The organism is Sphingobacterium sp. 18053, from assembly GCF_902706145.1.
GTDB classification, from domain to species: Bacteria; Bacteroidota; Bacteroidia; order Sphingobacteriales; family Sphingobacteriaceae; genus Sphingobacterium; species Sphingobacterium paramultivorum.
On sequence record NZ_CACSJW010000015.1, the window covers coordinates 31,806 to 51,919 of the forward strand.

Genomic DNA, 20,114 nt, shown 5'->3' on the forward strand with positions numbered 1-20,114 from the left:
CAACCGCAGCGAATAATAAAGCACATCCAACGAATTGTAATTATAGAAATCACCTAAGCATTAAAGCTTTAAATTTATTCAAAAATCTATTCATCTAAAACAAATAGTATAAGCAAAATGATGAACAGTATATCGCAAAGAAGCACAGTTCAATTACGATAATTGGCCTACTGATTTTCGCAGCCAAATAAATAAATTACACGTATGATGAAATTTAAGGGAATATTTTTATTTATAAATCTTATACTACTATCTGTTAGCTGTAATGGCCAGAATAAAAGCACAAAATCAGCAAAAGATATCTATGCTATCGAAACCGAAATAAAGCACTTCGATAAAGAACCGCATTATGGCGCAAATATATCCACGAGTAACTGCTCGTTCGAAATTCTTATCAACGATGTTCCCGTTATCAAATACAAAGATAATTCAGGAGGAAGTTTATCGGGCTCGTACTTCCCTTTGAATTGGGACATCACACAAAAAGGCCCGCAAAAAATCACCATTCGTCTCTCTCCAGGATTTAATCAAAATACAAAGTCAATGCATTCATCATTGATGAAAAACTCTGGAGTTCAGATCCTAATCAAAAAATCCTTCATAGGTAAAGATGGTAGTTGGAGTGATGAGGAAGAAGTGACTACTTACACCACTCCACAAAAAATAGAGGAAGGTAAAGAAGTTTCAACATTTGACGGACAGAATTTTTTTGAAGACAGTTTTACTTTTGACGCCGAAGTTCCCTACAAAATAAACATTTTAGATAATGCCGAAGTTCTTTTTGCTAAGGATAAAGACCAGTTACAAGCGTTAGAAATAGAAGTTGTTGCAAAATACAATGAGATAAGAGGTATATATATGAAAGGTACGAAAGATGATTTGGCGAATGTTGTTTATGAAAAAGAAAAAAGACTAGCCCAGCAAATGTATCTTTCTTCCGAAGAAATAAAAAACAACTGGGACAAAGAATATCAATTCCGAACAGATGAGGATTTAGAGTTTTTTGATCTGAAACCCATTGAAAAATACAAGATGATTTTCTATGCTAACGGAAAACTGGTGTGTTTAGAGAAAATTAACAATGAAAAATCAGCATTGTGGGGAGGCTTTAAGCGAAAAGATAAAGGAGTTGATACTACAACTTACATTCAGCTATATCTCTATCGCCCAAAAAATAGCAAGGAGCTTCAAGTATATTAAGATAGGTATCCAGCAAATAATTATTCTGATATAGAATATATTGATAATCCCTAAATGATAAGACTATACACAAAATGAAACAATTCTTAGTAATGCCAGTAATTTTATCTCTCTTCACATTCTGTAGTGGACAGGAACAAAAATTTAAAAAGGATAATTCAAATTCAAGAGAGGTAATTACTTACCATGATAATGGGGAAATTCGATTGAAGGAAAAATTAGATAAAAATGGAAAAGTGACGGGAGAATCGAACTTGTATTTTGACAATGGACAGCTTTGGAAAAGTTTAAGCTATGAAAACGACCTACCGCAAGGCGAATTTAAAGAATATGATGTGAATGGACAATTAAAAATAATCGGAAATTATAAAAATGGAACTAGGAAAGGAGAGTGGAAAAGATATTATTATAATGGTCAATTGCAAGATATTGTATACTATGAAAATGGCAAGGAGTTTGGTGAATGGAAACAATACCATGTAAATGGACAGCTAGCAGAAATTGGTCATTACGAAAATGGTGAAAAAACTGGAGAATGGAAACGCTATACTGAAGAAGGAAAAATACGGCAAGTATCAAACTTTAAAAATGATAAAAATTCAGGGTTATGGAAGCTTTATCACGACAATGGACAATTACGGGAAACAGGAAACTATGAAAATGGAAGAAAAAAAGGAGAATGGAAAGTCTATGACGAAAATGGAAATTTAGAAAAGGTTATTAAAAATTAAAAGTATAAACCACACAATTTGGATTTTCTGCAAATTGTGTGCTATAAGGATATCGTAAAAAGAACAATAGATATGGATCATATTCAAACATTGGAATGGTTTTGGTCAATAATAAAAAAGGCAGACTGTAATAGAGAAAAGCTAAAAGAAATTCTTAGTGCTTTTAAAAAAGAAGAAATTATCAGATTTCAGGAAACCTTTGTGGATGCTTCAGTTGAATTGCAGGATAAACCATATACTGATTATATGGAAGAATCCGAAGATGGAGTGGAAGATATTGCGAATTGGATAGTTAGTAATGGCCTAGATTTATATTTGTCGGTTATTAAAAATCCGGAAAAAATACCCTATAGTGTTAACGAATTTACAGATCAAATTCTTTATGGCATAGCCGACGAAGTTTGTGTAGAAAAATATGGAGAGTCGACAGGTATTTATTAAAACTCTGACGTATAGAACAACAAATTGGATAGGGTCGGAGCGGAATAGTATTCAGCATGTAAAACGTTAGCTAAAAAAATTAATGGCACAAAGTATGAAAAGGCTATTTACAATCATATTCATAGTAATTGCTGCACAAAGTTCTTATGCACAAAGTACAACTATTCCTCTAACGGTAAAAACAGCATTTGAAGGTATCTGGCAGTACAGCGTAAAGTATGAGACAAATACCGTCAAGATACATTTTGAACCGGGGACGGACTATGCACTTTTTACCGATGACGGCTCGGGGATGGCTCCTGCAAAAACTGTTAAAGCAAATGTAAACGGAAAGCTCCTAATAATTCCTGCCATCCAAAATGAGAATGATGAGGTTGAACTGGAAATAATCAATAAGAAGCTTCATTTGCGAGCAACACCAGTCCTTTGGGACGAAAAGGGAAACCGAATCGGATCTCAAGATTCGCTAAAAGTTCATCGGGTATTTAAACGTATCAAATAGCTCTGCCACTTAAATCTGAGTCGAATGTTTCTATCTCCTGTTATTGGACTCATATTCACACTGGTGTCTAAATCAGACGATCAGGTTAAATTTGAAACAGAATTGCTATCCAATGCGAAAAAACAAACTCATGGGCTTTTAAAAGCAATTGATAAGTCTTTTACTGATGAATTATATAAACTTAAGAGTTTGCTCGATTCAGACTTGATTACCAGGGAGGAATTTGAAATTGAGAAGGAAAACTTAAAAAGCACCCTACCACAAAAGAAGACTGTGTTATCACTTTATTGTTCTTCCACCTCTGGCATTTCTGGAAGATTGATGATAAGGGTAGGGGACAAAGGAAACTTATCGATTTACCACAGGGACGGGATAACGCTTTAGATTGCGACGTACCTGCAGGCGAAGTTAAGGTGGTGATCAGCCCGACTGGAATTTTTGCCAGCGAAAAGATGGTCTACTTAAAAACTGTGATGCATGAAACCACTTTGTATGATATATCTGAAATTTATATGCAGTGGTGAGGCTATTTTAATCAAGAGACAGCAAAGAAACTCCCGGTAATAAATATACGTGTTAAGGAACTAAATATTTTTTTGAGTATAGCCAGGGGGCTAGTTAAATAGTTTACAGAAGAAACTATTTCGGTAAATTCATAAGTAGTTCTTTTGCAGGTACTTCTTGTATTTTGCCATCAACTTTTACCACCAAACTCTCACCCTTTGCTGCACTTTCTTCGGCTAATTTTCGTAAAGCCTTTTGTACTCCTAAACGAATTCGTTCAGCAAGATTGATATTTTCAATATTTACCTTATCGTTCATTGTGGTATTTGGATTTTAGTATTGACCAAATTTCGCTATTTGAAACGAATTCTCCAAATTTATCACCCTGAGCAATAATTTCGGGAATTAAATCCATGTTATCAAAAACCAACCAGCGATCACATATTGGAATATAAATGTTAAACAAATTTTCTAAACCACGATGATATCGTCTTTCTATTACATCAGAAGGAATATTGTGTCCGCCGTTTTCTACTCTTTTCTTTACACGTTGTATGGCTAGTGCAGGTGAGTCGAGCCAAAAATAGAGTACAGTTACTGAATAGTCCATTTTTTGAGCTTCGATTACTAAATTTTTATAGCTTCTAGTGGAAAGCGTTGTTTCAAATGCAAAATCAGCTCTAGTCTTCATTAACTCCGCGATACGCTCCAACATAATTCGACCAGCTGATACAGCTACGCTTTGTGGATTGAAAGGAGAAATACCTGCTGCTATATTGTCGGCATTTACAAACTCTCTGCAATCTAATATCTCAGGTAACACAGTGTAGCTAGCGGTTGTTTTTCCGGCTCCATTGCACCCAGAGATAATGTAGATATTTGGCATATGCGGTTTTTTTGTCAAAATAGGGAAAATTGATCGAATTTTAATTTCTTATTTTAAATTCGTTATTTCGGTTGGTACTTGTGTATTTAATTACCTTGTAAGATTATTTGGCGCTTATTTATTCTCTTCAAAAGGGAAAGTGGCACAAAGTTGAAGTAGTCACACTTTCTATTTCCTATTCCAAAGAATTCGATATCATTAATGTTTGAAGTTCTCGGCTTGTCAAAACTGTCGTAGGTCAATGCCGCGAAAGTAAAATATTGCGGACTTTTGTTCTTAAGAATCGAGCCGTATCGAACTCTTCCAGAGTATTGAACGAGAATATCTCAAAGCCCTTCCCGCTGATCCATATGAACTGAAATATTACAAAAGGGCCAAAGCCATTCCCATTATTTCAAATAAAGTAGGCCGTCATCCATTAGGCTGTCTGGTAATTGCTGTACTGTAGTATTATAATCAACAATAGTATTCTTAGTATCGGAGGGACGTTATTTAAATTTATAATTTTATATATTGGAAAATGAAACCTTAAGAGAATATACAATAGTGTTCTACTCAATATATCAAATCTACAAAGCCAAAAAGGCCCGCTCCTCCAATAATCAGCCAGGATATCCAATCTTTGAATTCATTGTCCTTATGCTTTTGGTGTACTTTTGTGGGTCCTCATCAATTTTGTCGGAATATTCAGTTTACGGATAAGATTATTGATTCCAATGCATCTATAACACTTGCTGTCTTACTTCTTAAAGCTAATAAGCTTTCTAATTCTTTATGGTATTCCTCATAGTTTGCAGCGTACATCTAGCCAACATGGCCTCCCTCGACGGTTAACGAGGAAGGCCTTTTTGTTTATTTCATTGTCTTATTAACACGGTCGAATAAATCAGCTCCGGTTTCCCGTAACCAGCCCTACTTTCAAACCTGTACCTTAGTCTTACAGTTTGTAATAATCTTGAAAGTTAATATCTGTAAACATATTAATTCAGCATAAATAATGTATATTAGGTTTGGGTATTAACCTTGCCCGATTGAAAAGTAGCATGCTATGATAGTAACCATGACCAATTCATAGAAAGGAGGGAGATTTCACGCTATAATGATCCAATAGCAGCCAGCGTGTTATGTGATAGATATGTAAATAATAGTATTCAGGTGACATTAATTAATTCAGATGATCTTTTATTTACTACACATTTGTGTAAATCTCAAAAAATCATCTTATAGTCATAATTTATATTTAACATATTCGATATTATATTAAATATAAATTATTAAAAAAAGTATTTTAAAGATGATGCTACTAGGTGGTGTTATCTTTGGAGCGAGCCAAGTTCAAGCATCAACCATCGCTGATGAAACTCCTATCAAACATGAAAATGTATTGATTGAAGAAACCTCTACCAAACAAGAAAATGCGCTGCTTGAAGCTCAAGATCCGAGGGTAATTTGCGTTATACAAGTACTAATTCGACGGAATCAGATGGTTGGGGCGTATCCACAAGATGTATTGGATGACATTTTGCAGATTGAAATGGAAAAGTGTGCAGATGGTACACACTCTTCATTGCCGCAGACATAATGTCATTATTAATTTGGTAAATTTATATTTCATAAATATGGCTGGATTTATCCAGCCAAATTAATAATTTTAAGAATGAGATTATACAGAACTCTACTTCCTTTTTTTTTATTATTTTTTATTTTAAAAAGCCAAGGTCAGGGAACTTCTGGCTACGCATATTATTCAGTTATAAAAAGCGCCGATAGTTCACTTAACACGCCAGAGGAGCTTTGGATATTGAGCACCCATTCTTTTGTCCCGAAAATCGCTTCCATGATGACTTTTAAACTTGAATTTACAGCAAGCAGGTCCTTATTTACCAGAGTCAAAAGTAAAGAAATTGACAAGTTGGCCAAGGCAGATGTAAGGAGTACTGAGACTTTAATAGGATATAGGGATTCTACATGGCAGGATAACGACTATTGCTATCTTTTCGATCGAGATATGAAAAATCCGCTGGATAAAAAAGGACTAATGTTAAAGACAAATAATAATTTTGACTGGAAGATCAGTACTGAAACAAAGCAGATAGGAGAGTTCACCTGTTATAAAGCAACGGGAAATAGGGAAACAAGTTATATCGAGGAAGGAGTTACTAAGATAAAGAAAAGGCTCGTTATAGCTTGGTTTTGTCCTGATATTCCGGTATCCTTTGGTCCTATATACACACGGAATCTTCCAGGATTGATCTTCGAATTTCAAGAAGGTGGAACTCTTTATGGATTGAAGGAATTGAATTTGGCAAGTAAACCTGAGATTGCACCATTACCGAATAAAGAAATTATTACTAAAGAAGAGTGGCGAACCAGATTATATGAAAAAGCCAAAGAATTAAATATTCCCTATCAATAGCGCGTGAAGTTAAGATTTATACTGTTATTTATTCTCCTATGCCTGCTGACCAATAGTTTACTGGCGCAACAAAGCTTGCTATTTAAAGGCCTTGTTGTGGATGACAGCGACAAACCGTTGGAGTACGCAAGTATCGTGATCAAGCGTATTCCTTCTTCCGGAGGTGCTCCCGTATTTCAGAAAACTGATCAGCAGGGACATTTTCAGCTCGAATTTTCGAACACAGGAAAAATTGAACTTACGATCTCCAGGTTAGGCTATCAGAAAGTTGTTGATACCGTCGATATTCGATCGGCAGAACAAAAATTCAAATACAAATTATTAAAATCTATCAAGAGACTTGAAGAAGTAAAGATCGACTACCAATACCTTGCAGTTGAAATTGCCAAAGATACGATCCGTTTTTCTGCCGATTATTTTAGGGACAGTACCGACCGAAAATTACAGGATCTTATTGAAAAGATGCCTGGCTTTTCCATCGAAGATGGAAAAGTGCGCTTTCAGGGGAAGCAGGTCAATTATCGTTAAATCAAAGAATGAAAGCAATTCACAACAAAGGGAACTGCTACCTTTTTTTAAAGACAGAGCTGTTGTAAACATCGTTAAATTAATGAAAAAAAGCAATCTACAATGTGTTCCAGTCTTTCGTGTTACTGGAGCCGCTATTGTACCTTAAAACATAAGGTATTTTGAGTTTAAATAGCGTTGTGCAAGTATATTTATATCTCCCCAATTTCAAAAATATTTTGTCAACTGGTAAAATATCTAAACAGATCCATGAACTGAGGCTTATGCCTAAAGTAAGTAAAGTTTATGCTTTGCGAATTAACAGTGCTACTTTAGATGCTTGAAGAAGACTTCGATATGCCGGCGTTGTTTGTAGTTATTTGCCGCCAAAGAAGCCTTCCATTTAGTATTATTGGTCAAAAAATGGTACTCATTGCCAGTGGTGCTATCCCAAAAGTGGACCAGGCGTAACGGTTTGGAATTGTATTTATTGCGGGCAGCACCGGAAAGCTCAATGATCTCATCCTTAAGGATGCCTTTTTCTTTAAGGACATCGCTCTAGGACTTGATAACGTTGTACTTCATATTAATTTTACTCCTGGTAACGAAGTAACAGCTAGCGCTGTCCAAATCCCCAAGCCAGCTGTAATCCACATAGCCACGGTCCACTACCACCACGCTTCCCTTGGTAAAGCTGTAACTACCGGCACGCAGGCTCTCATGCTCTTATGTTTAGCCACCAAATCCTTGAATAATTCGCGGTCGATAAGGGATAAAATCTGACTAGAAACGTTTAAATTTACCATGACAGCGTATAAAATTTAGCAATTTAAATATAGCAACTTTGCTATATCAAAACACCGCCACTTTTTTATCGTTTAGGACGCAAGTGTAAATAATAGTATTCAGGTGACATTAATTAATTCAGACAATTTTTTGTTTACTACACATTTGTGTAAATTTCAAAAAACCATATTATAAATGTAATTTTTATAAATATATTCGATAATATATTAAATAAAAATTATGAAAAAAAGTATTTTAAAGGTAATGCTACTAGGTGGTGTTATCTTTGGGGCGAGCCAAGTTCAAGCATCAACCATTGCTGAAGAAGTTCCGGTTGCGCAAATGGAGGCGATGGTTGAACAGGACAGTCCTGTCCCATGTCTTTTAGGAGTCGTAATTCGCGGCGAACAGATGCAAGGACATTACCCAGATGATGTTCTTGACCGTATCTTAGAAATTGAAATGCAAAAATGTTTTGAAGGTACTCACTCTACACAACAATAAAATTCATAGTCTAAGAACTATGTCGGTTATTTAAGTAATAAATATGGTTGGGTATTTACTCAACCATATTCAAAATTTATAAAATGAAACTAAAACACATCTTTCTTCTTTTTATATTGATCTTCATTATGAAGGTCAAGTCCAACGCACAGGAAGTTGCGGGCCATGCTCATTATGCTGTATTAAGGAGTACTGATAGTATTAATAATGGCCCTGAAGGTCTATGGGTGCTCAACGCATATCCCTTTGTTCCAAAGATGGCTGCAATGATGCGTTTTAAGCTGGAATTTACAACCACAAAATCTATGTTTAACCGGGTAAAGACCATTGAACTTGAAAAAGTTTCGAATGAAGATATTAAAATAACCGAAGGGTTAGTCGGTTATAAAGATACGAGCTGGCATGATGCTTCGTATTTTTACAGTTTTGATAGGGATATTAGAAAAGGTATGGACAAAAAAGGACTTATATTGAAGACCCATAATAATTTTGACTGGAAAATCAGTGAGGAAACGAAAAAAATAGGTGAGTTTACCTGCTATAAAGCAAAAGGAGATAAAGTAATAAGCTATAGGGAGGGCGGCGAATACAAAATTAGAAAAACACCTGTTATTGCCTGGTTTTGTCCTGAAATTCCAGTACCCTTTGGCCCTGTCTTCGCACGTGACCTACCTGGGTTGATATTTGAGTTTCAATATGATGGTATTGTCTACGGACTAACTGACATTAACTTAACAGGAAAGGCTGACATTGCTCCATTGCCAGATAAAGAAATCCTGACAAAAGAACAATGGCGAGAAAGGTTATATAAACTGGCTAAAGAATTAAATGTTCCTTATCAATAGCTTGTGACGTTAAGATTTATACTGTTATATATTCTTTTATTTGTTGTTACCCCAACTACATTAGCGCAACAAAGCTTGCTATTTAAAGGCCTTGTTGTGGATGACAGCGACAGACCGTTGGAGAACGCAAGTATCGTGATCAAGCGTATTCCTTCTTCCGGAGGTGCTCCCGTATTTCAGAAAACTGATCAGCAGGGGCATTTTCAGCTCGAATTTTCGAACACAGGAAAAATTGAGCTCTCAATCTCCAGATTAGGTTATCAGAAAGTTGTTGATACCGTCGATATTCGATCGGCAGAACAAAAATTCAAATACAAATTATTAAAATCTGTCCAGAGACTTGATGAAGTAAAGATCAACTACCAATACCGTGCAGTTGAAATTGCCAAAGATACCATCCGTTTTTCTGCCGATTATTTCAGGGACAGTACAGACCGAAAATTACAGGATCTTATTGAAAAGATGCCTGGCTTTTCTATCGAAGATGGAAAAGTGCGTTTTCAGGGGAAGCAGGTCAATGTAACATTGGTGGAAAATGAGCGCTTTTTTGGTGGCGGCAGTAAGCTCGCTATCGAGAATATTCCCGCAAATGCAGTGGACAAGGTTGAGATGATCAGTAGATTTTCCCAAAACGACCTGCTGAAAAACGTGCAGGTAAATGATCAGCTTGCCATGAACGTCAAGCTGAAAGAGAATAAGAAGAATTTCATCTTTGGAGATCTTGAATCTTCATTGGGAAGCGAAAAATCCTACAAGGAACACGCCGCCCTATTTTATTATTCACCGTCAAAAACCATGTCTTTTATTGGGGATATCAATAATATCGGTACTTCACCGGTATCCAAGGAAGATATTGACCGGGTTCAGGGTGCCGAGTTGCAATATTTTTCTAATTCAGTTCCTAAGGATGGTCTGACGGGTTACAATCGTGACAATCGAAATGTGATAAAAAACATCAATAAATTCGCTGCATTCAACGGTTTTCAAAAGGGGCTAAAGAAGAAATTGAGCGTAAATCTCTATGGCGTATATTCCGAAAACAGACTGGGCACCATGTTAGAAGGCACTAATCATTATTCTTTTCCCGACCTTCGGTATATAGAACAAACCAATATGCGTTCTTCGCAGGTCAATAGACAGGCGTCTTTCAATATTTCGAGCAATTTTAAGCCAAGTCCCTATTTTAGCTTGGATTACAATCTGGGTACATTCTGGACAATGCCCAAGCAGGAGGTACAGACGAACAATGTCATTGACAGATTTGGAGTAGACAACAATAGTATACAAATCCAGGATGGACATTCTGTTGTTCTGAAACAATACCTGGAAGGTAGTTGGAAGCATTCTTTGCGAAGTTATAGCTCATTTGCTTTCCAGCATCAGTATACTTCAGAGAGAGACAATTTTTCCCTTTCTTCGGACAGCCTTTTTCTGCGTGGTTTTATACGTTTTGATTCTTTGTCGAACTATAGTATAGTGAGACCTGTGGAGCGGAAGAAGCATCTTTTCAATGGGTCTTATAAATACTATTGGGTCATCAATCAGAACCAGCAAATTCATCTGGAAGTCAACTCCCAAAATGAATTATTACGGCAGAATGGGCAGTCAGTTGGAGCCCAGGATACAACCGGTGCTCACTTATTTGATCACGGACAATATTATCGAAACAGCAGCAATTATGTGGGTGGGAGCTATCGGTTAGACTTTGATAAGTTAAAAATATTATTTTCTGTAAAGCAGTATTACTTATATTTAATCAACCAGACTCCAACAAACGATAATCGTCATGGGCACTGGTTTCTACAACCGGAGGTGGATCTAAAATATGGGAAAAGTGCATTGGATGGATTTCGCCTTAATTACCGAAGAGGTTATACTTTTGCGACAGCAATGGACCTTAATCCGTCTTATTGGATCACAGGTTACAATAGTTTGTCTCGGGGAAATATCCTGCTGGAGGGACAGACATTCCATAAACTTACTTTTACCTATAACAATTTTAGACTTACAGACTTTCGGGTAATCCATTTTAACAGTGCATTGACTTTGAAAGATAAGATCAAAGGGAGCAGTCTTTTGACTTCTTCCTACGAGCAGTTGAAGACAGTGCAGTTGTTTGATCGACCTGATCTCAATTTCACCAATATCGGGGGGTATAGCATACGATATGGTAGGTTTGAACCGGGTGTATATCTGTCCTATATCCATATGAGGTTAGCACAAGGAATCGATAACAGCGAGATTTATCTACGACAGAATACGGTTTCGACAGACCTTTCCTTAAGATGGTTTATACCAAAGCTTGCTGATGTAAAATTAGCCTGGACTAAGACCGATAGCTGGCAGAAGAGTTTGGCGGATAATCAAAAGGTCGCGCTCAATAAATGGAGCATTATCGGGAAATATCAGCTGAAGAATCTTGTATTTAAGACAGACTGGAGTATCTTGAAGACAGGGCTGGGTGATAGCAGTGCTGATCCTACTACTATAAATGGAAATTTTGAATTGCGTTACCAGAAAGTGAAATCTCCATTCAGTTTTTATATTCAAGGGCTAAACGTGTTAAAAAATACAAGCTACCGCACTGCGGTACTGACAGAGTACATCAGTTCCGATAAAATTATCTATACGATGCCCCGTATTTTTCTATTGGGTTTATCGTATAGCCTATAATATCTTACGGTTTCCTGTAACCATTCCGACTTCCAAACGAACACCTCACCCTTAAAGTTTATAATAATCTTGAAAGTTAATAGCCATAAACATATTAATTCAGAATAGTAAAGTAACACAAAATTGTGTCGCTACTCTTTTGTAATCCCCAGAGGTCATTGTCCTTGGGATAAGTTTCCTTTCATACCAGTCATCTTCGTTTACTTCGGATGCTATAATGTCTCTTGGAGTATCTTCCGTGTAAACGGAATCTATTCCCCTGGTCAAATACGCGTTAAAAAATTTGTCGATATTGTTGGTTATTTGCAATCAGTTTTATCACTTTAAAAGTATCAATTTGCATCTACTATTAAAAACAAGTTTTTGGATTGCTGTATAAATTTAGCACGCTCTTCCAGTATTTTCCATTGAATTTATTTTCTAATTTGGTGAATTGCGTATATTTGAAAGGTATGTGTAATAATCCCAAGACAGTTTGACAATGATAGAAAAATATAAAACTGAACTTGACTTAGTCCGACAGAACCCAAAACTTTTGGGCAATTATCGCTTTGACAAAGACGCCATAGATTCAAAACATTTTGACCGATTAAGACTAAATATTGCAATTTACAATGATCTTAAACAGACAGACTATGGAATTGTAAAGTATCTTTTCGCAGAAGAAAAGGAATGGCGAAAATATGGAAAAGTTGGTGATGTTGATAATTTATATTTCTGTGCTTTCATTCTGACACTTTTCAATTCACCTGAAACCGTTTGGTTGTTTCTTGATGCTAAAAATATTGATTTTGACAGCGGAATTGGTTTTGATGGCGAATATTTGGTTTCGGCAGGAGTTAAAGAAACTTACCAATATTTAAAAACAGCGGACAACCCAAATAAAACTGAACTGTTAAAGTATATTGGAGAAGCGGAAGAAAATTGTATCTATTCGCAGGTAGAAATTGACGATTGGAAAGAAATGAAGATGTCCTATTTCAGATGTTACAAATCACCAATTCAGGACGAACTGTATTTTCTCTATTCGACAAATGAACGGGAGCTATTTTTGACGAAACTACCTGAATGGATCAATCAAGAAAGAGCTTGGACATATGAAGAACTAGGTTTATATAGGACATACGCCAAATATGCAGACGACAAGGTTTCAGAGATAGAAGCTTATAAATTGACAATCAAAAAAAATGATAAAGATTTTCCAACCGACATCTACAATCTAAAATTGGCAGCGTTATATGTTGAGACTGGTGAGAATAATAAAGCTCTTGAAATCCTTGAGAGCGAAATAAAAGGAACAGATAACCACAATATTATAAGAGATTGTATTGAACAACTTTGCAGAATAATTATTAAAACAAACAGCTCATCAGATGATATAGCTAAGAATTCATATCATATTATAAAAGTTCAACATAAAAAGTACAGAAATTTTTCACCAATGGTGGACGGTTTAATTCAGGACGTGACAGAAATAATGAAAGAGAAAAAAATTACTGCACATAACAGCAGCTTGCCAAAAGCGGCGCGGACGTGGTGGCAGAAACTTTTAGGTTCTTAATAGTAGAATTATGAGTAAGAGCGAAATAAATATAAGCAAGTTTTTAAGTTTGGTATTACGACACCAACCTGAAACAATCGGTATTCAACTTGACCAAAATGGTTGGACTGATGTAAATAACTTAATTGAAAAAGTAAACAACCACGGTATAAAGTTAGACAGAGAAACGCTTAGTCACATTGTAGCAACAAACTCTAAAAAGAGATTTGCATTTAATGATACACTTGATAGGATAAGAGCTAGTCAAGGACATTCAGTAGAAATTGAGTTAGGCTACACAAATCAAAAACCACCAGAAATTTTATACCACGGAACAAGTGAAAAATCAGTCCAATCCATTTTAAATACAGGACTTGAAAAACGAAATAGACAACATGTTCATTTAAGTAGCGACATTGAAACTGCAATGAAAGTTGGCCAAAGACACGGAAAACCATTTGTTTTCAAAGTGCTTGCAGAACAAATGTACAATGACAATTTTCGGTTTTTTATTTCAGACAATGGGGTTTGGCTTACAGAGGATGTGCCGATAAAATACTTAAAACAAATTACCACCTTGAAGACAATTTCTTATTGATCGATGATCACATGCAAAAGTATATAGCGATGATCCAACGTGGGGAATTAAAGTGGATAAAGGACGATATTCGATGAAAAAGGATATAAAAGGAATAAAAAAACCTTGAGTCTGGGAGGATCGAATCCTGTTTGGTTTTTAAAAAAAATATTTCCAGATGTTGAGCACGGAGTACAATCTGTCAATAAGTTTTCTGTGCATTGATATAAACCTGCATTTCAGTCTTTACAAATGCCTGAATTTGGGCAGGCTATCTTAACCTTCTCTCAGTGATCATTACCTTTATAGATCCACATAGGCTCTGTTTGACCGCTCGTTCAAAGCCGTTCTTTTTATAAAAGTCGATAGCATTTGGTGGTTGTTCTACAAGAGAAAACAATGTCGGAAATATTTAAGCCATCATATTTATTTCAATGGAAATTTGGTAAGTTTAGAGCCAACACAATAGTAAAAGATGCACCAGTTATTTCTTTGTCAATTTAAAGGAGAAGAGTATTTATCAATCAGTAGGTTAGAAGATGTGATGGCTATCGTGGAGCGTTATAAACCAGAAAACTGGCACGAATTTGAAAAGTATCTGCGACGTGAGGATCCTCCTGGCTATAACGAGCATTTTGCTGAATTGTATGATGGAGGGTTACCCTTCGATAAGAGAAATTTAAAATCATTGACAATAGATCGTTATAAGGATAAGGCTCTTAATAATCTATTGTTTGAACAATTACAGCATTTTCAGTTTCAAAAAATTATCTTTTCAGAATCCTTATTGGATGTTGAGCTTCCTAAGAATGTACAGGAGGTACGACAACTCTTTTGCAATGGGAAATCGACAAAGGGAACCATCGACTTAAACAAATATAGTATGCTAGAGGAAATCCATATTTTGGGTTTTAATAAGAGCATTAAATTCGAAAATCAGAGTAGTTCTGTAAAGCATATTACATTATGGTATTTCAACCCTACAAGTAGGTCTATTGAGTCGATCGTGGATGCTTTTTCTAATGTGGAAGAAATATTGATCCATCATACCAATGTGCAAAGTTTGGAAGGTATCGAGAAGCTCAAAAATCTTAAAAAGCTTGAAATAAGCTACGGCAGAAATTTACAATCTGTCAAGGGAGTAAACGAATGTGAGCACATCGAAAGGATTATTTTTAATAACTGTAAAAAAATAGAAGATTTTGAGCATATCAAAAAGAGTCCAGGCCGACTTGTCCTAAATACTAGATTCCCAGGATAATAAAAAATGAGCTTTATGTTAGATACAATTTGGGTTTTTCATGGAGAAGGAGGGCGGTTTTCAAGTGGAGTTTTTACTTCAATAGAAAAGGCAGAAATATGGATAAATAAACATAAATTATCCGGGGTTTTGACAGCGTATCCAATTGATGAAGGGGTGTACGACTGGGCATTGTTTAATGATTTTTTCAATGTGAAAAGACAAACTCAAATGGAACCCAATTTTATCCAACAATTTACTTCGGCAAATCAAGATCATTATCATTATGAAAATGGAACGAGGGATAATTAATCTTCGAATACTATTTCCAGTATCCGTTGAGGTATTTGCCAATCTGATTTCTGTTGCTTAGATCGATTAATTGCAAGCTATTCCAGTCCACCAAAACCATTTCGTATTCTTCTCCTAAGCTATATAGTGCGTCTTTAATCAATATGAATTGTTCTCGTGAAATTTCTGCTCGAGAAGCTGTCGCGTTAATCGAAAGCCAAATATTTTTTACAAATTCTTCTTCTGTATCAAAAAATATAGTGAAGTTTGAGAAACCAAAAGCTTTAGTGGATGTTGTTTCGCAGTTAGCTATTTTATAACCGACATAGTTAATTTTTTTTGCTTTTTCAAATTTGTAATCTGTTAATAATTGACTCAGCGGCTCTTTTAGGATTTCTTTTGAAAAAGTTGTTATAGACATCTGGCCGACTTCGAATATTTCAGTAAAACCCAGACCTTCTCTTGATTGATCCGCGAGAGTTTTTACTTCTGTAATCCTCTTCTCTATAGACGCCCTATTTTCGGCGGGGACAATTTCAATTTGACAATAATCGTCGTCCCAAGATAGGGGTAAGTATGTATTCCTCTTTGTTTTTGATGCTATCTCTCGTTTAAATATCCTGAAAAAGTCCAATATCTTCATCCTGTCTTGATCGCTGTATAAAATGTCAATTAAAAAATCTCTTTTATTAAATTAAACAGTGCTTTTCCGCATAATCTTTGAGGTTTACCATTTGTTGCGGATTATATCTTTCTTTTGATATCTTCCTGTATTCGGCTCTGGCTTTATCCAGAAGCCTTAGCTCTGTGAAAAACGTCATTTTAGCGGCAGTGTGCAGTAAGGTTTCAGAAGCTTCGAGTTCGTTGATAAGCTTTTGTACTGTGTTTAATTTTTCAAAGAATGGTAAAATAAAGCTTGAAATATTGTATTTCATTTCGGTAATTAGTTCTTCAATATCTGTCATCGGTGTTATATTATACCAAATATCGGGTAGGCCTCTCATGCCGCTAATTCTTTCTCTTATCATACACTCAGGTTCGGTAGGATATGCCGGTACATCTTTGTTATGATAATTAAAGCATGCTAACCAATACTCAGGTGAAAATATTCCAACGTTTATAGTGAAACGGATATCGTCTTTAGTGCTATAATAACTTTTTTGAATATTTATGATGTGACCGATTTTCTCAAGCTGCAAATAAAAATTGTTGGCCTTCTTTTTAAAACCAAGTGGTTTTAAGATTTCAATAAAGCTTTCTTTTATGATTCTGTCAAATTTTTCCTGGGTTTCTGTTTTCATATATGACTGTGGTACTATATTATACTGAATATGTTTCGGGCTAAAATCTTTATTTTACTCAACGGTATATTCCCAATAATGATTTGTCTTGTCATTCCAGAGAAAAACCTCAAACAAATGGCTGGCGATAAACTTATCCATTTTTTTATGATCTGTTGCGATGAGAAAGAAAGAAGCTATCCCATTCAATGTTAAAAAGAATTTCTTTATCAGCCGAATATAGGTAATAATCTTTATGCATATGATGAGAATAACCCTAATAATCATATCCGAATTGCCTAATCAATTACACATGCTTCTGTCGACATAAGTCTTGTTGCCATTGGAGTTGATATAATAACAGCCTCCTCGAGGTCCACGGATATAATTTCTGGAAGAAGAACTACTTTTAGATGTATTTGTTCTGCGCGGCGAAGGGGAGGAGCTCGTATTTTTAAATTGATTAATATTTGATGATGTAGATCTGTCTTTTACATATTCCCAAGTTCCGTCGCTTTTTAATAATACCATCTTTCCATCCGTTGTTGTAGCATATTTGTTTTGCGCAATTACGGGAAACGAGATTGTATACAGTAAGATAATAAACAGTACTTTTTTCATCATAGCTTTACGTGTTATATCTAATGAATTTTCAAACCGAGCAACTTTTAATAAAATTAAATCATTACCATATTTCAATGGCGTCTTATTGAGTTTCAGCCCGAAAAGATACTTCGTGAATAAGGTAACATTGTCAATTTACAGTTTTTCCTCCACTAACTAAAAAATTACACTATCTAAAGAACGGTGTCTTAATGGTAGGTTGGAAGTAATTTAATAGCTCTACGACAACTGGTTTGACCGCAACAATCATCACAATAAAAATGATAGCAAAAAATAACCTGAATAAGATCGGTGTCAGGCCCTCTTTAAATTGGCGCGTCACAATTCCAAATACCGCACGAGAACAGAGGAAGGCGATTATGATACTTCCCAAAGTAACCCCTTCATAAACGAATAGTAGCTTGATAATATCTTTACTATATAAACTCACCTGTTGCATATCCATGGCATTGAGCATGGTAGAGACAGCTGGAAATACATCGAAAAATAATATGCCACATCCGATAAGCATACCGACCTCAACAATTCCATTGTAGTAATCGATTTCATCCCGCTGTGTTTTTACTTTTAAAATCCTAGCTAGCCTGATCAGCACAAATAAACTGATCATTATTGTAAGCAATGCAAAAACCGTGTAAATTAAAAAGAAGTTAGGGTTCATATTATTTAGATTTTAAGGATATATACCAATTGTTCATGTTCGCGATTTCGCTTGGGATGTAAGCCGGCCTGGCTGCTGGAGCTGTCGTCTCGACTAAAGCATATTTTGTATTTCCGTATATAAAATAGTTGCTTCCATAGTAAGGCAAATTAATGCCAATCAGTGAATGCCCATAGAGATCACTTGATAGCATGACCATATCGTACCCATACTTGGACAAAATGGTGTAAATTAGCAATGTTCGTGTATCGCAATCTGCATTCGAGGTTGCAATGGTTTCCAACGGTGTCAATAGACCAAAAGGCTCATTGGGTATACACGAACCATTATTTTTTGTCAGATAATTTTTTACAAAATAGTCTGAATAGATCGTTGGATCGCATTCTTGTGGTAAGATCAGGGAATAGTTGTAGTCTTGCACAAATGCCATTACCATTGAAGCAAACTGCAGCCTGGTTAAATTTCTAGCCGTCGCCAAGCTATCAAACATCTTATAGACACCGTCAAGCTTATTTTGATCAAACTCCTTTATCTTATGGACAATAAAGTTATAGTTAGCCCTTTGATTACTTCCAAATAGAGCATTCTTGTTACTCTTTGATTTTTGATAGTCACTTTTAAAGATATAGTAGCCCCCAGAATACTCCGCACCTGAGTAATCTTTCCATTCTTTAGAAAACCTTAAGATGGTATCTCTGTTATTGTTATTTATTGATTCTTCCATTACAGGCTTTGGCGCAGGTTTTATAGTAGGCGAGGCTACAATATATTTGGGAATCTCGATTAACGGAGCTAGATTTTTCTGAAAGCTATTGAAAACTGTCCAGCCAATAAGTCCGGCAATAGATGCTAAATACAGAAACCCGATGATCTTGAAAAACCACTCCCAAATCTTACCGGGCACCAGCGTCAATAATAATATAACCGCGATTATTGGTATCAGAAACTTTAAACCAGGAATGATAATTAATAGAAAAAGAAGCGCCAACAGCACAAATATCCAACTTATGCCAGTATCTGCATAATTATTTCCGGTATGACTGTTTCCTGAATAGGAGATTTTTTTGTCCCAATTTCCATTTGAAAATTTTCTGGAACCTAAACCAGCTCGGAAAATGTTGGAACTGCCAGTATTACCATCATCTTCAAAAACATGATTACCGCTTGGCTTCTGACCTAGTGGATTTCCCTGGGGAATAGCATTTGGAAAAGAAGGTTGAGAAACTTGTTCAGCCAATGGTTTATACTCTCTCTGCAACCGCTTCCCTTCAATTATATCCGAAAAATATCCCTTTACAACACATTTAACTGTACCAAATACCTCCTTGTTTTCCTTCTGATGAAGATGGCGGAGATATTGAACATTATACATTGTTAATCCATTGATATCGATCCTATATTCAAGTTGATCGTTTGGAAGGAGCAGCGTGAATTTTTCCGGTAGCTGTGATTTATCGAAAAATACCGGTTGTTCAAAATCCACAAAACCACCTTCTTCATGTCTGTGGATTCCTTCACAATATGTTTTTTCTCCATTTATGCAACCGCATTTATCCGAATTTCTGGGACATATTGTCGCTTCATAAATTGTGATGTGATAAATAGGTTGGTCATTACTGTTTGGCAGATATTCGCCATAATATTTACCGATCATTTCTCCCTGTACATGCGTTTTTCGTTCCCAGAAGAAGGGGACGCTCACTTCACGATACCAGTTTGACTTGCTCTCATCGTATAGCGGATAATTATTGGAAGTTAAATTGTACTTTAATTCATTACTTTCGACCACAGGAACGACGATGTCCTCTGATCTCTTTCGTAAATCTATTTTGGAGGCTCTTTTTTTTCGGAAGAAAAACCACCATAATGCGCACAATATTACTCCAATGATCAGTAGATTCATCCG

Annotated in this window: 22 protein-coding genes; 15 read left to right on the forward strand and 7 right to left on the reverse strand. The window is 35.8% G+C overall.

Going from position 1 to position 20,114, the window contains the following annotated elements; all coding sequences use genetic code 11:
- Positions 1–204: 204 nt before the first annotated feature.
- The 5 genes from GVK91_RS26400 to GVK91_RS26420 all read left to right on the forward strand — a co-directional run bounded on the left by GVK91_RS26400 (position 205) and on the right by GVK91_RS26420 (position 3,258).
- Positions 205–1,200: a hypothetical protein gene (locus GVK91_RS26400; RefSeq protein WP_159732414.1), complete on the forward strand. Its 996-nt coding sequence runs from the start codon at positions 205–207 to the stop codon at positions 1,198–1,200.
- A 74-nt stretch (positions 1,201–1,274) separates the two neighbouring features.
- Positions 1,275–1,931 (forward strand): toxin-antitoxin system YwqK family antitoxin, encoded by a 657-nt coding sequence (locus tag GVK91_RS26405; protein ID WP_159732417.1) that lies wholly within the window; start codon positions 1,275–1,277, stop codon positions 1,929–1,931.
- A 72-nt stretch (positions 1,932–2,003) separates the two neighbouring features.
- Positions 2,004–2,372 carry a DUF4240 domain-containing protein gene (locus GVK91_RS26410; protein ID WP_159732420.1) on the forward strand — a complete coding sequence of 123 codons (369 nt, stop codon included), beginning with the start codon at positions 2,004–2,006 and terminating at the stop codon, positions 2,370–2,372.
- A 94-nt stretch (positions 2,373–2,466) separates the two neighbouring features.
- Entirely contained in the window at positions 2,467–2,874 is a 408-nt protein-coding gene (locus GVK91_RS26415; protein WP_159732423.1) for a hypothetical protein, read from the forward strand.
- 24 nt (positions 2,875–2,898) lie between these two features.
- The gene (locus GVK91_RS26420; protein WP_159732426.1) at positions 2,899–3,258 is read left to right on the forward strand and encodes an SHOCT domain-containing protein; all 360 of its coding nucleotides are present in this window, start codon (positions 2,899–2,901) and stop codon (positions 3,256–3,258) included.
- A gap of 255 nt (positions 3,259–3,513) precedes the next feature.
- Here the strand turns inward: GVK91_RS26420 and GVK91_RS26425 are convergent, their stop codons facing one another.
- Both GVK91_RS26425 and GVK91_RS26430 read right to left on the reverse strand, forming a co-directional pair.
- On the reverse strand, positions 3,514–3,696 hold the full coding sequence (locus GVK91_RS26425; protein WP_028069684.1) for a hypothetical protein: 183 nt from the start codon (positions 3,694–3,696) through the stop codon (positions 3,514–3,516).
- A complete protein-coding gene (locus GVK91_RS26430; RefSeq protein ID WP_159732429.1) occupies positions 3,686–4,264 on the reverse strand; it encodes a zeta toxin family protein in 579 nt (192 codons plus the stop codon). Before GVK91_RS26430 ends, GVK91_RS26425 begins: the two co-directional genes overlap by 11 nt.
- A gap of 1,294 nt (positions 4,265–5,558) precedes the next feature.
- Between GVK91_RS26430 and GVK91_RS26435 the strand changes: the two genes are divergently transcribed.
- The 10 genes from GVK91_RS26435 (at position 5,559) to GVK91_RS26480 (ending at position 15,664) form a co-directional block, all read left to right on the forward strand.
- Positions 5,559–5,846, forward strand: a complete 288-nt coding sequence (locus GVK91_RS26435) for a hypothetical protein (protein ID WP_159732432.1) — start codon at positions 5,559–5,561, stop codon at positions 5,844–5,846.
- A gap of 75 nt (positions 5,847–5,921) precedes the next feature.
- On the forward strand, positions 5,922–6,680 hold the full coding sequence (locus tag GVK91_RS26440) for a GLPGLI family protein (protein WP_159732435.1): 759 nt from the start codon (positions 5,922–5,924) through the stop codon (positions 6,678–6,680).
- Between the two features lie 3 nt (positions 6,681–6,683).
- The gene (locus tag GVK91_RS26445; protein ID WP_159732438.1) at positions 6,684–7,208 is read left to right on the forward strand and encodes a carboxypeptidase-like regulatory domain-containing protein; all 525 of its coding nucleotides are present in this window, start codon (positions 6,684–6,686) and stop codon (positions 7,206–7,208) included.
- A 1,005-nt stretch (positions 7,209–8,213) separates the two neighbouring features.
- Positions 8,214–8,477, forward strand: coding sequence for a hypothetical protein (locus GVK91_RS26450; protein ID WP_159732441.1), 264 nt, complete (start codon positions 8,214–8,216; stop codon positions 8,475–8,477).
- Between the two features lie 83 nt (positions 8,478–8,560).
- Entirely contained in the window at positions 8,561–9,322 is a 762-nt protein-coding gene (locus GVK91_RS26455; protein ID WP_159732444.1) for a GLPGLI family protein, read from the forward strand.
- 96 nt (positions 9,323–9,418) lie between these two features.
- On the forward strand, positions 9,419–11,995 hold the full coding sequence (locus GVK91_RS26460; RefSeq protein ID WP_159732447.1) for a carboxypeptidase-like regulatory domain-containing protein: 2,577 nt from the start codon (positions 9,419–9,421) through the stop codon (positions 11,993–11,995).
- A gap of 481 nt (positions 11,996–12,476) precedes the next feature.
- The gene (locus tag GVK91_RS26465) at positions 12,477–13,556 is read left to right on the forward strand and encodes a hypothetical protein (protein ID WP_159732450.1); all 1,080 of its coding nucleotides are present in this window, start codon (positions 12,477–12,479) and stop codon (positions 13,554–13,556) included.
- A gap of 10 nt (positions 13,557–13,566) precedes the next feature.
- A complete protein-coding gene (locus GVK91_RS26470; RefSeq protein WP_159732454.1) occupies positions 13,567–14,133 on the forward strand; it encodes an RNA 2'-phosphotransferase in 567 nt (188 codons plus the stop codon).
- A 454-nt stretch (positions 14,134–14,587) separates the two neighbouring features.
- The gene (locus tag GVK91_RS26475; RefSeq protein ID WP_159732457.1) at positions 14,588–15,373 is read left to right on the forward strand and encodes a hypothetical protein; all 786 of its coding nucleotides are present in this window, start codon (positions 14,588–14,590) and stop codon (positions 15,371–15,373) included.
- Positions 15,374–15,388: 15 nt separating this feature from the next.
- On the forward strand, positions 15,389–15,664 hold the full coding sequence (locus GVK91_RS26480) for a hypothetical protein (RefSeq protein ID WP_159732460.1): 276 nt from the start codon (positions 15,389–15,391) through the stop codon (positions 15,662–15,664).
- A gap of 10 nt (positions 15,665–15,674) precedes the next feature.
- Here the strand turns inward: GVK91_RS26480 and GVK91_RS26485 are convergent, their stop codons facing one another.
- From GVK91_RS26485 to GVK91_RS26505, 5 genes are all read right to left on the reverse strand, one after another.
- On the reverse strand, positions 15,675–16,286 hold the full coding sequence (locus tag GVK91_RS26485; RefSeq protein WP_200845717.1) for a hypothetical protein: 612 nt from the start codon (positions 16,284–16,286) through the stop codon (positions 15,675–15,677).
- Positions 16,287–16,332: 46 nt separating this feature from the next.
- The gene (locus GVK91_RS26490; protein WP_159732463.1) at positions 16,333–16,944 is read right to left on the reverse strand and encodes a DUF4304 domain-containing protein; all 612 of its coding nucleotides are present in this window, start codon (positions 16,942–16,944) and stop codon (positions 16,333–16,335) included.
- A gap of 282 nt (positions 16,945–17,226) precedes the next feature.
- The gene (locus tag GVK91_RS26495) at positions 17,227–17,547 is read right to left on the reverse strand and encodes a hypothetical protein (RefSeq protein WP_159732466.1); all 321 of its coding nucleotides are present in this window, start codon (positions 17,545–17,547) and stop codon (positions 17,227–17,229) included.
- A 169-nt stretch (positions 17,548–17,716) separates the two neighbouring features.
- The gene (locus GVK91_RS26500) at positions 17,717–18,208 is read right to left on the reverse strand and encodes a hypothetical protein (protein ID WP_159732469.1); all 492 of its coding nucleotides are present in this window, start codon (positions 18,206–18,208) and stop codon (positions 17,717–17,719) included.
- Position 18,209: 1 nt separating this feature from the next.
- Positions 18,210–20,111 carry a hypothetical protein gene (locus GVK91_RS26505; protein ID WP_159732472.1) on the reverse strand — a complete coding sequence of 634 codons (1,902 nt, stop codon included), beginning with the start codon at positions 20,109–20,111 and terminating at the stop codon, positions 18,210–18,212.
- Positions 20,112–20,114 lie beyond the last annotated feature (3 nt).

Excerpts from the sequence above, each read along its gene's own strand:
- GVK91_RS26475 (WP_159732457.1), top strand. The coding sequence starts at position 14,588 with ATGCACCAGTTATTTCTTTGTCAATTTAAAGGAGAAGAGTATTTATCA.
- GVK91_RS26400 (WP_159732414.1), top strand. The coding sequence starts at position 205 with ATGATGAAATTTAAGGGAATATTTTTATTTATAAATCTTATACTACTA.
- GVK91_RS26430 (WP_159732429.1), bottom strand. The coding sequence starts at position 4,264 with ATGCCAAATATCTACATTATCTCTGGGTGCAATGGAGCCGGAAAAACA.
- GVK91_RS26425 (WP_028069684.1), bottom strand. The coding sequence starts at position 3,696 with ATGAACGATAAGGTAAATATTGAAAATATCAATCTTGCTGAACGAATT.
- GVK91_RS26470 (WP_159732454.1), top strand. The coding sequence starts at position 13,567 with ATGAGTAAGAGCGAAATAAATATAAGCAAGTTTTTAAGTTTGGTATTA.
- GVK91_RS26450 (WP_159732441.1), top strand. The coding sequence starts at position 8,214 with ATGAAAAAAAGTATTTTAAAGGTAATGCTACTAGGTGGTGTTATCTTT.
- GVK91_RS26435 (WP_159732432.1), top strand. The coding sequence starts at position 5,559 with ATGATGCTACTAGGTGGTGTTATCTTTGGAGCGAGCCAAGTTCAAGCA.
- GVK91_RS26465 (WP_159732450.1), top strand. The coding sequence starts at position 12,477 with ATGATAGAAAAATATAAAACTGAACTTGACTTAGTCCGACAGAACCCA.
- GVK91_RS26440 (WP_159732435.1), top strand. The coding sequence starts at position 5,922 with ATGAGATTATACAGAACTCTACTTCCTTTTTTTTTATTATTTTTTATT.
- GVK91_RS26485 (WP_200845717.1), bottom strand. The coding sequence starts at position 16,286 with ATGAAGATATTGGACTTTTTCAGGATATTTAAACGAGAGATAGCATCA.
- GVK91_RS26490 (WP_159732463.1), bottom strand. The coding sequence starts at position 16,944 with ATGAAAACAGAAACCCAGGAAAAATTTGACAGAATCATAAAAGAAAGC.
- GVK91_RS26455 (WP_159732444.1), top strand. The coding sequence starts at position 8,561 with ATGAAACTAAAACACATCTTTCTTCTTTTTATATTGATCTTCATTATG.
- GVK91_RS26505 (WP_159732472.1), bottom strand. The coding sequence starts at position 20,111 with ATGAATCTACTGATCATTGGAGTAATATTGTGCGCATTATGGTGGTTT.
- GVK91_RS26415 (WP_159732423.1), top strand. The coding sequence starts at position 2,467 with ATGAAAAGGCTATTTACAATCATATTCATAGTAATTGCTGCACAAAGT.
- GVK91_RS26495 (WP_159732466.1), bottom strand. The coding sequence starts at position 17,547 with ATGATGAAAAAAGTACTGTTTATTATCTTACTGTATACAATCTCGTTT.
- GVK91_RS26410 (WP_159732420.1), top strand. The coding sequence starts at position 2,004 with ATGGATCATATTCAAACATTGGAATGGTTTTGGTCAATAATAAAAAAG.
- GVK91_RS26500 (WP_159732469.1), bottom strand. The coding sequence starts at position 18,208 with ATGAACCCTAACTTCTTTTTAATTTACACGGTTTTTGCATTGCTTACA.
- GVK91_RS26405 (WP_159732417.1), top strand. The coding sequence starts at position 1,275 with ATGAAACAATTCTTAGTAATGCCAGTAATTTTATCTCTCTTCACATTC.
- GVK91_RS26480 (WP_159732460.1), top strand. The coding sequence starts at position 15,389 with ATGTTAGATACAATTTGGGTTTTTCATGGAGAAGGAGGGCGGTTTTCA.
- GVK91_RS26420 (WP_159732426.1), top strand. The coding sequence starts at position 2,899 with ATGTTTCTATCTCCTGTTATTGGACTCATATTCACACTGGTGTCTAAA.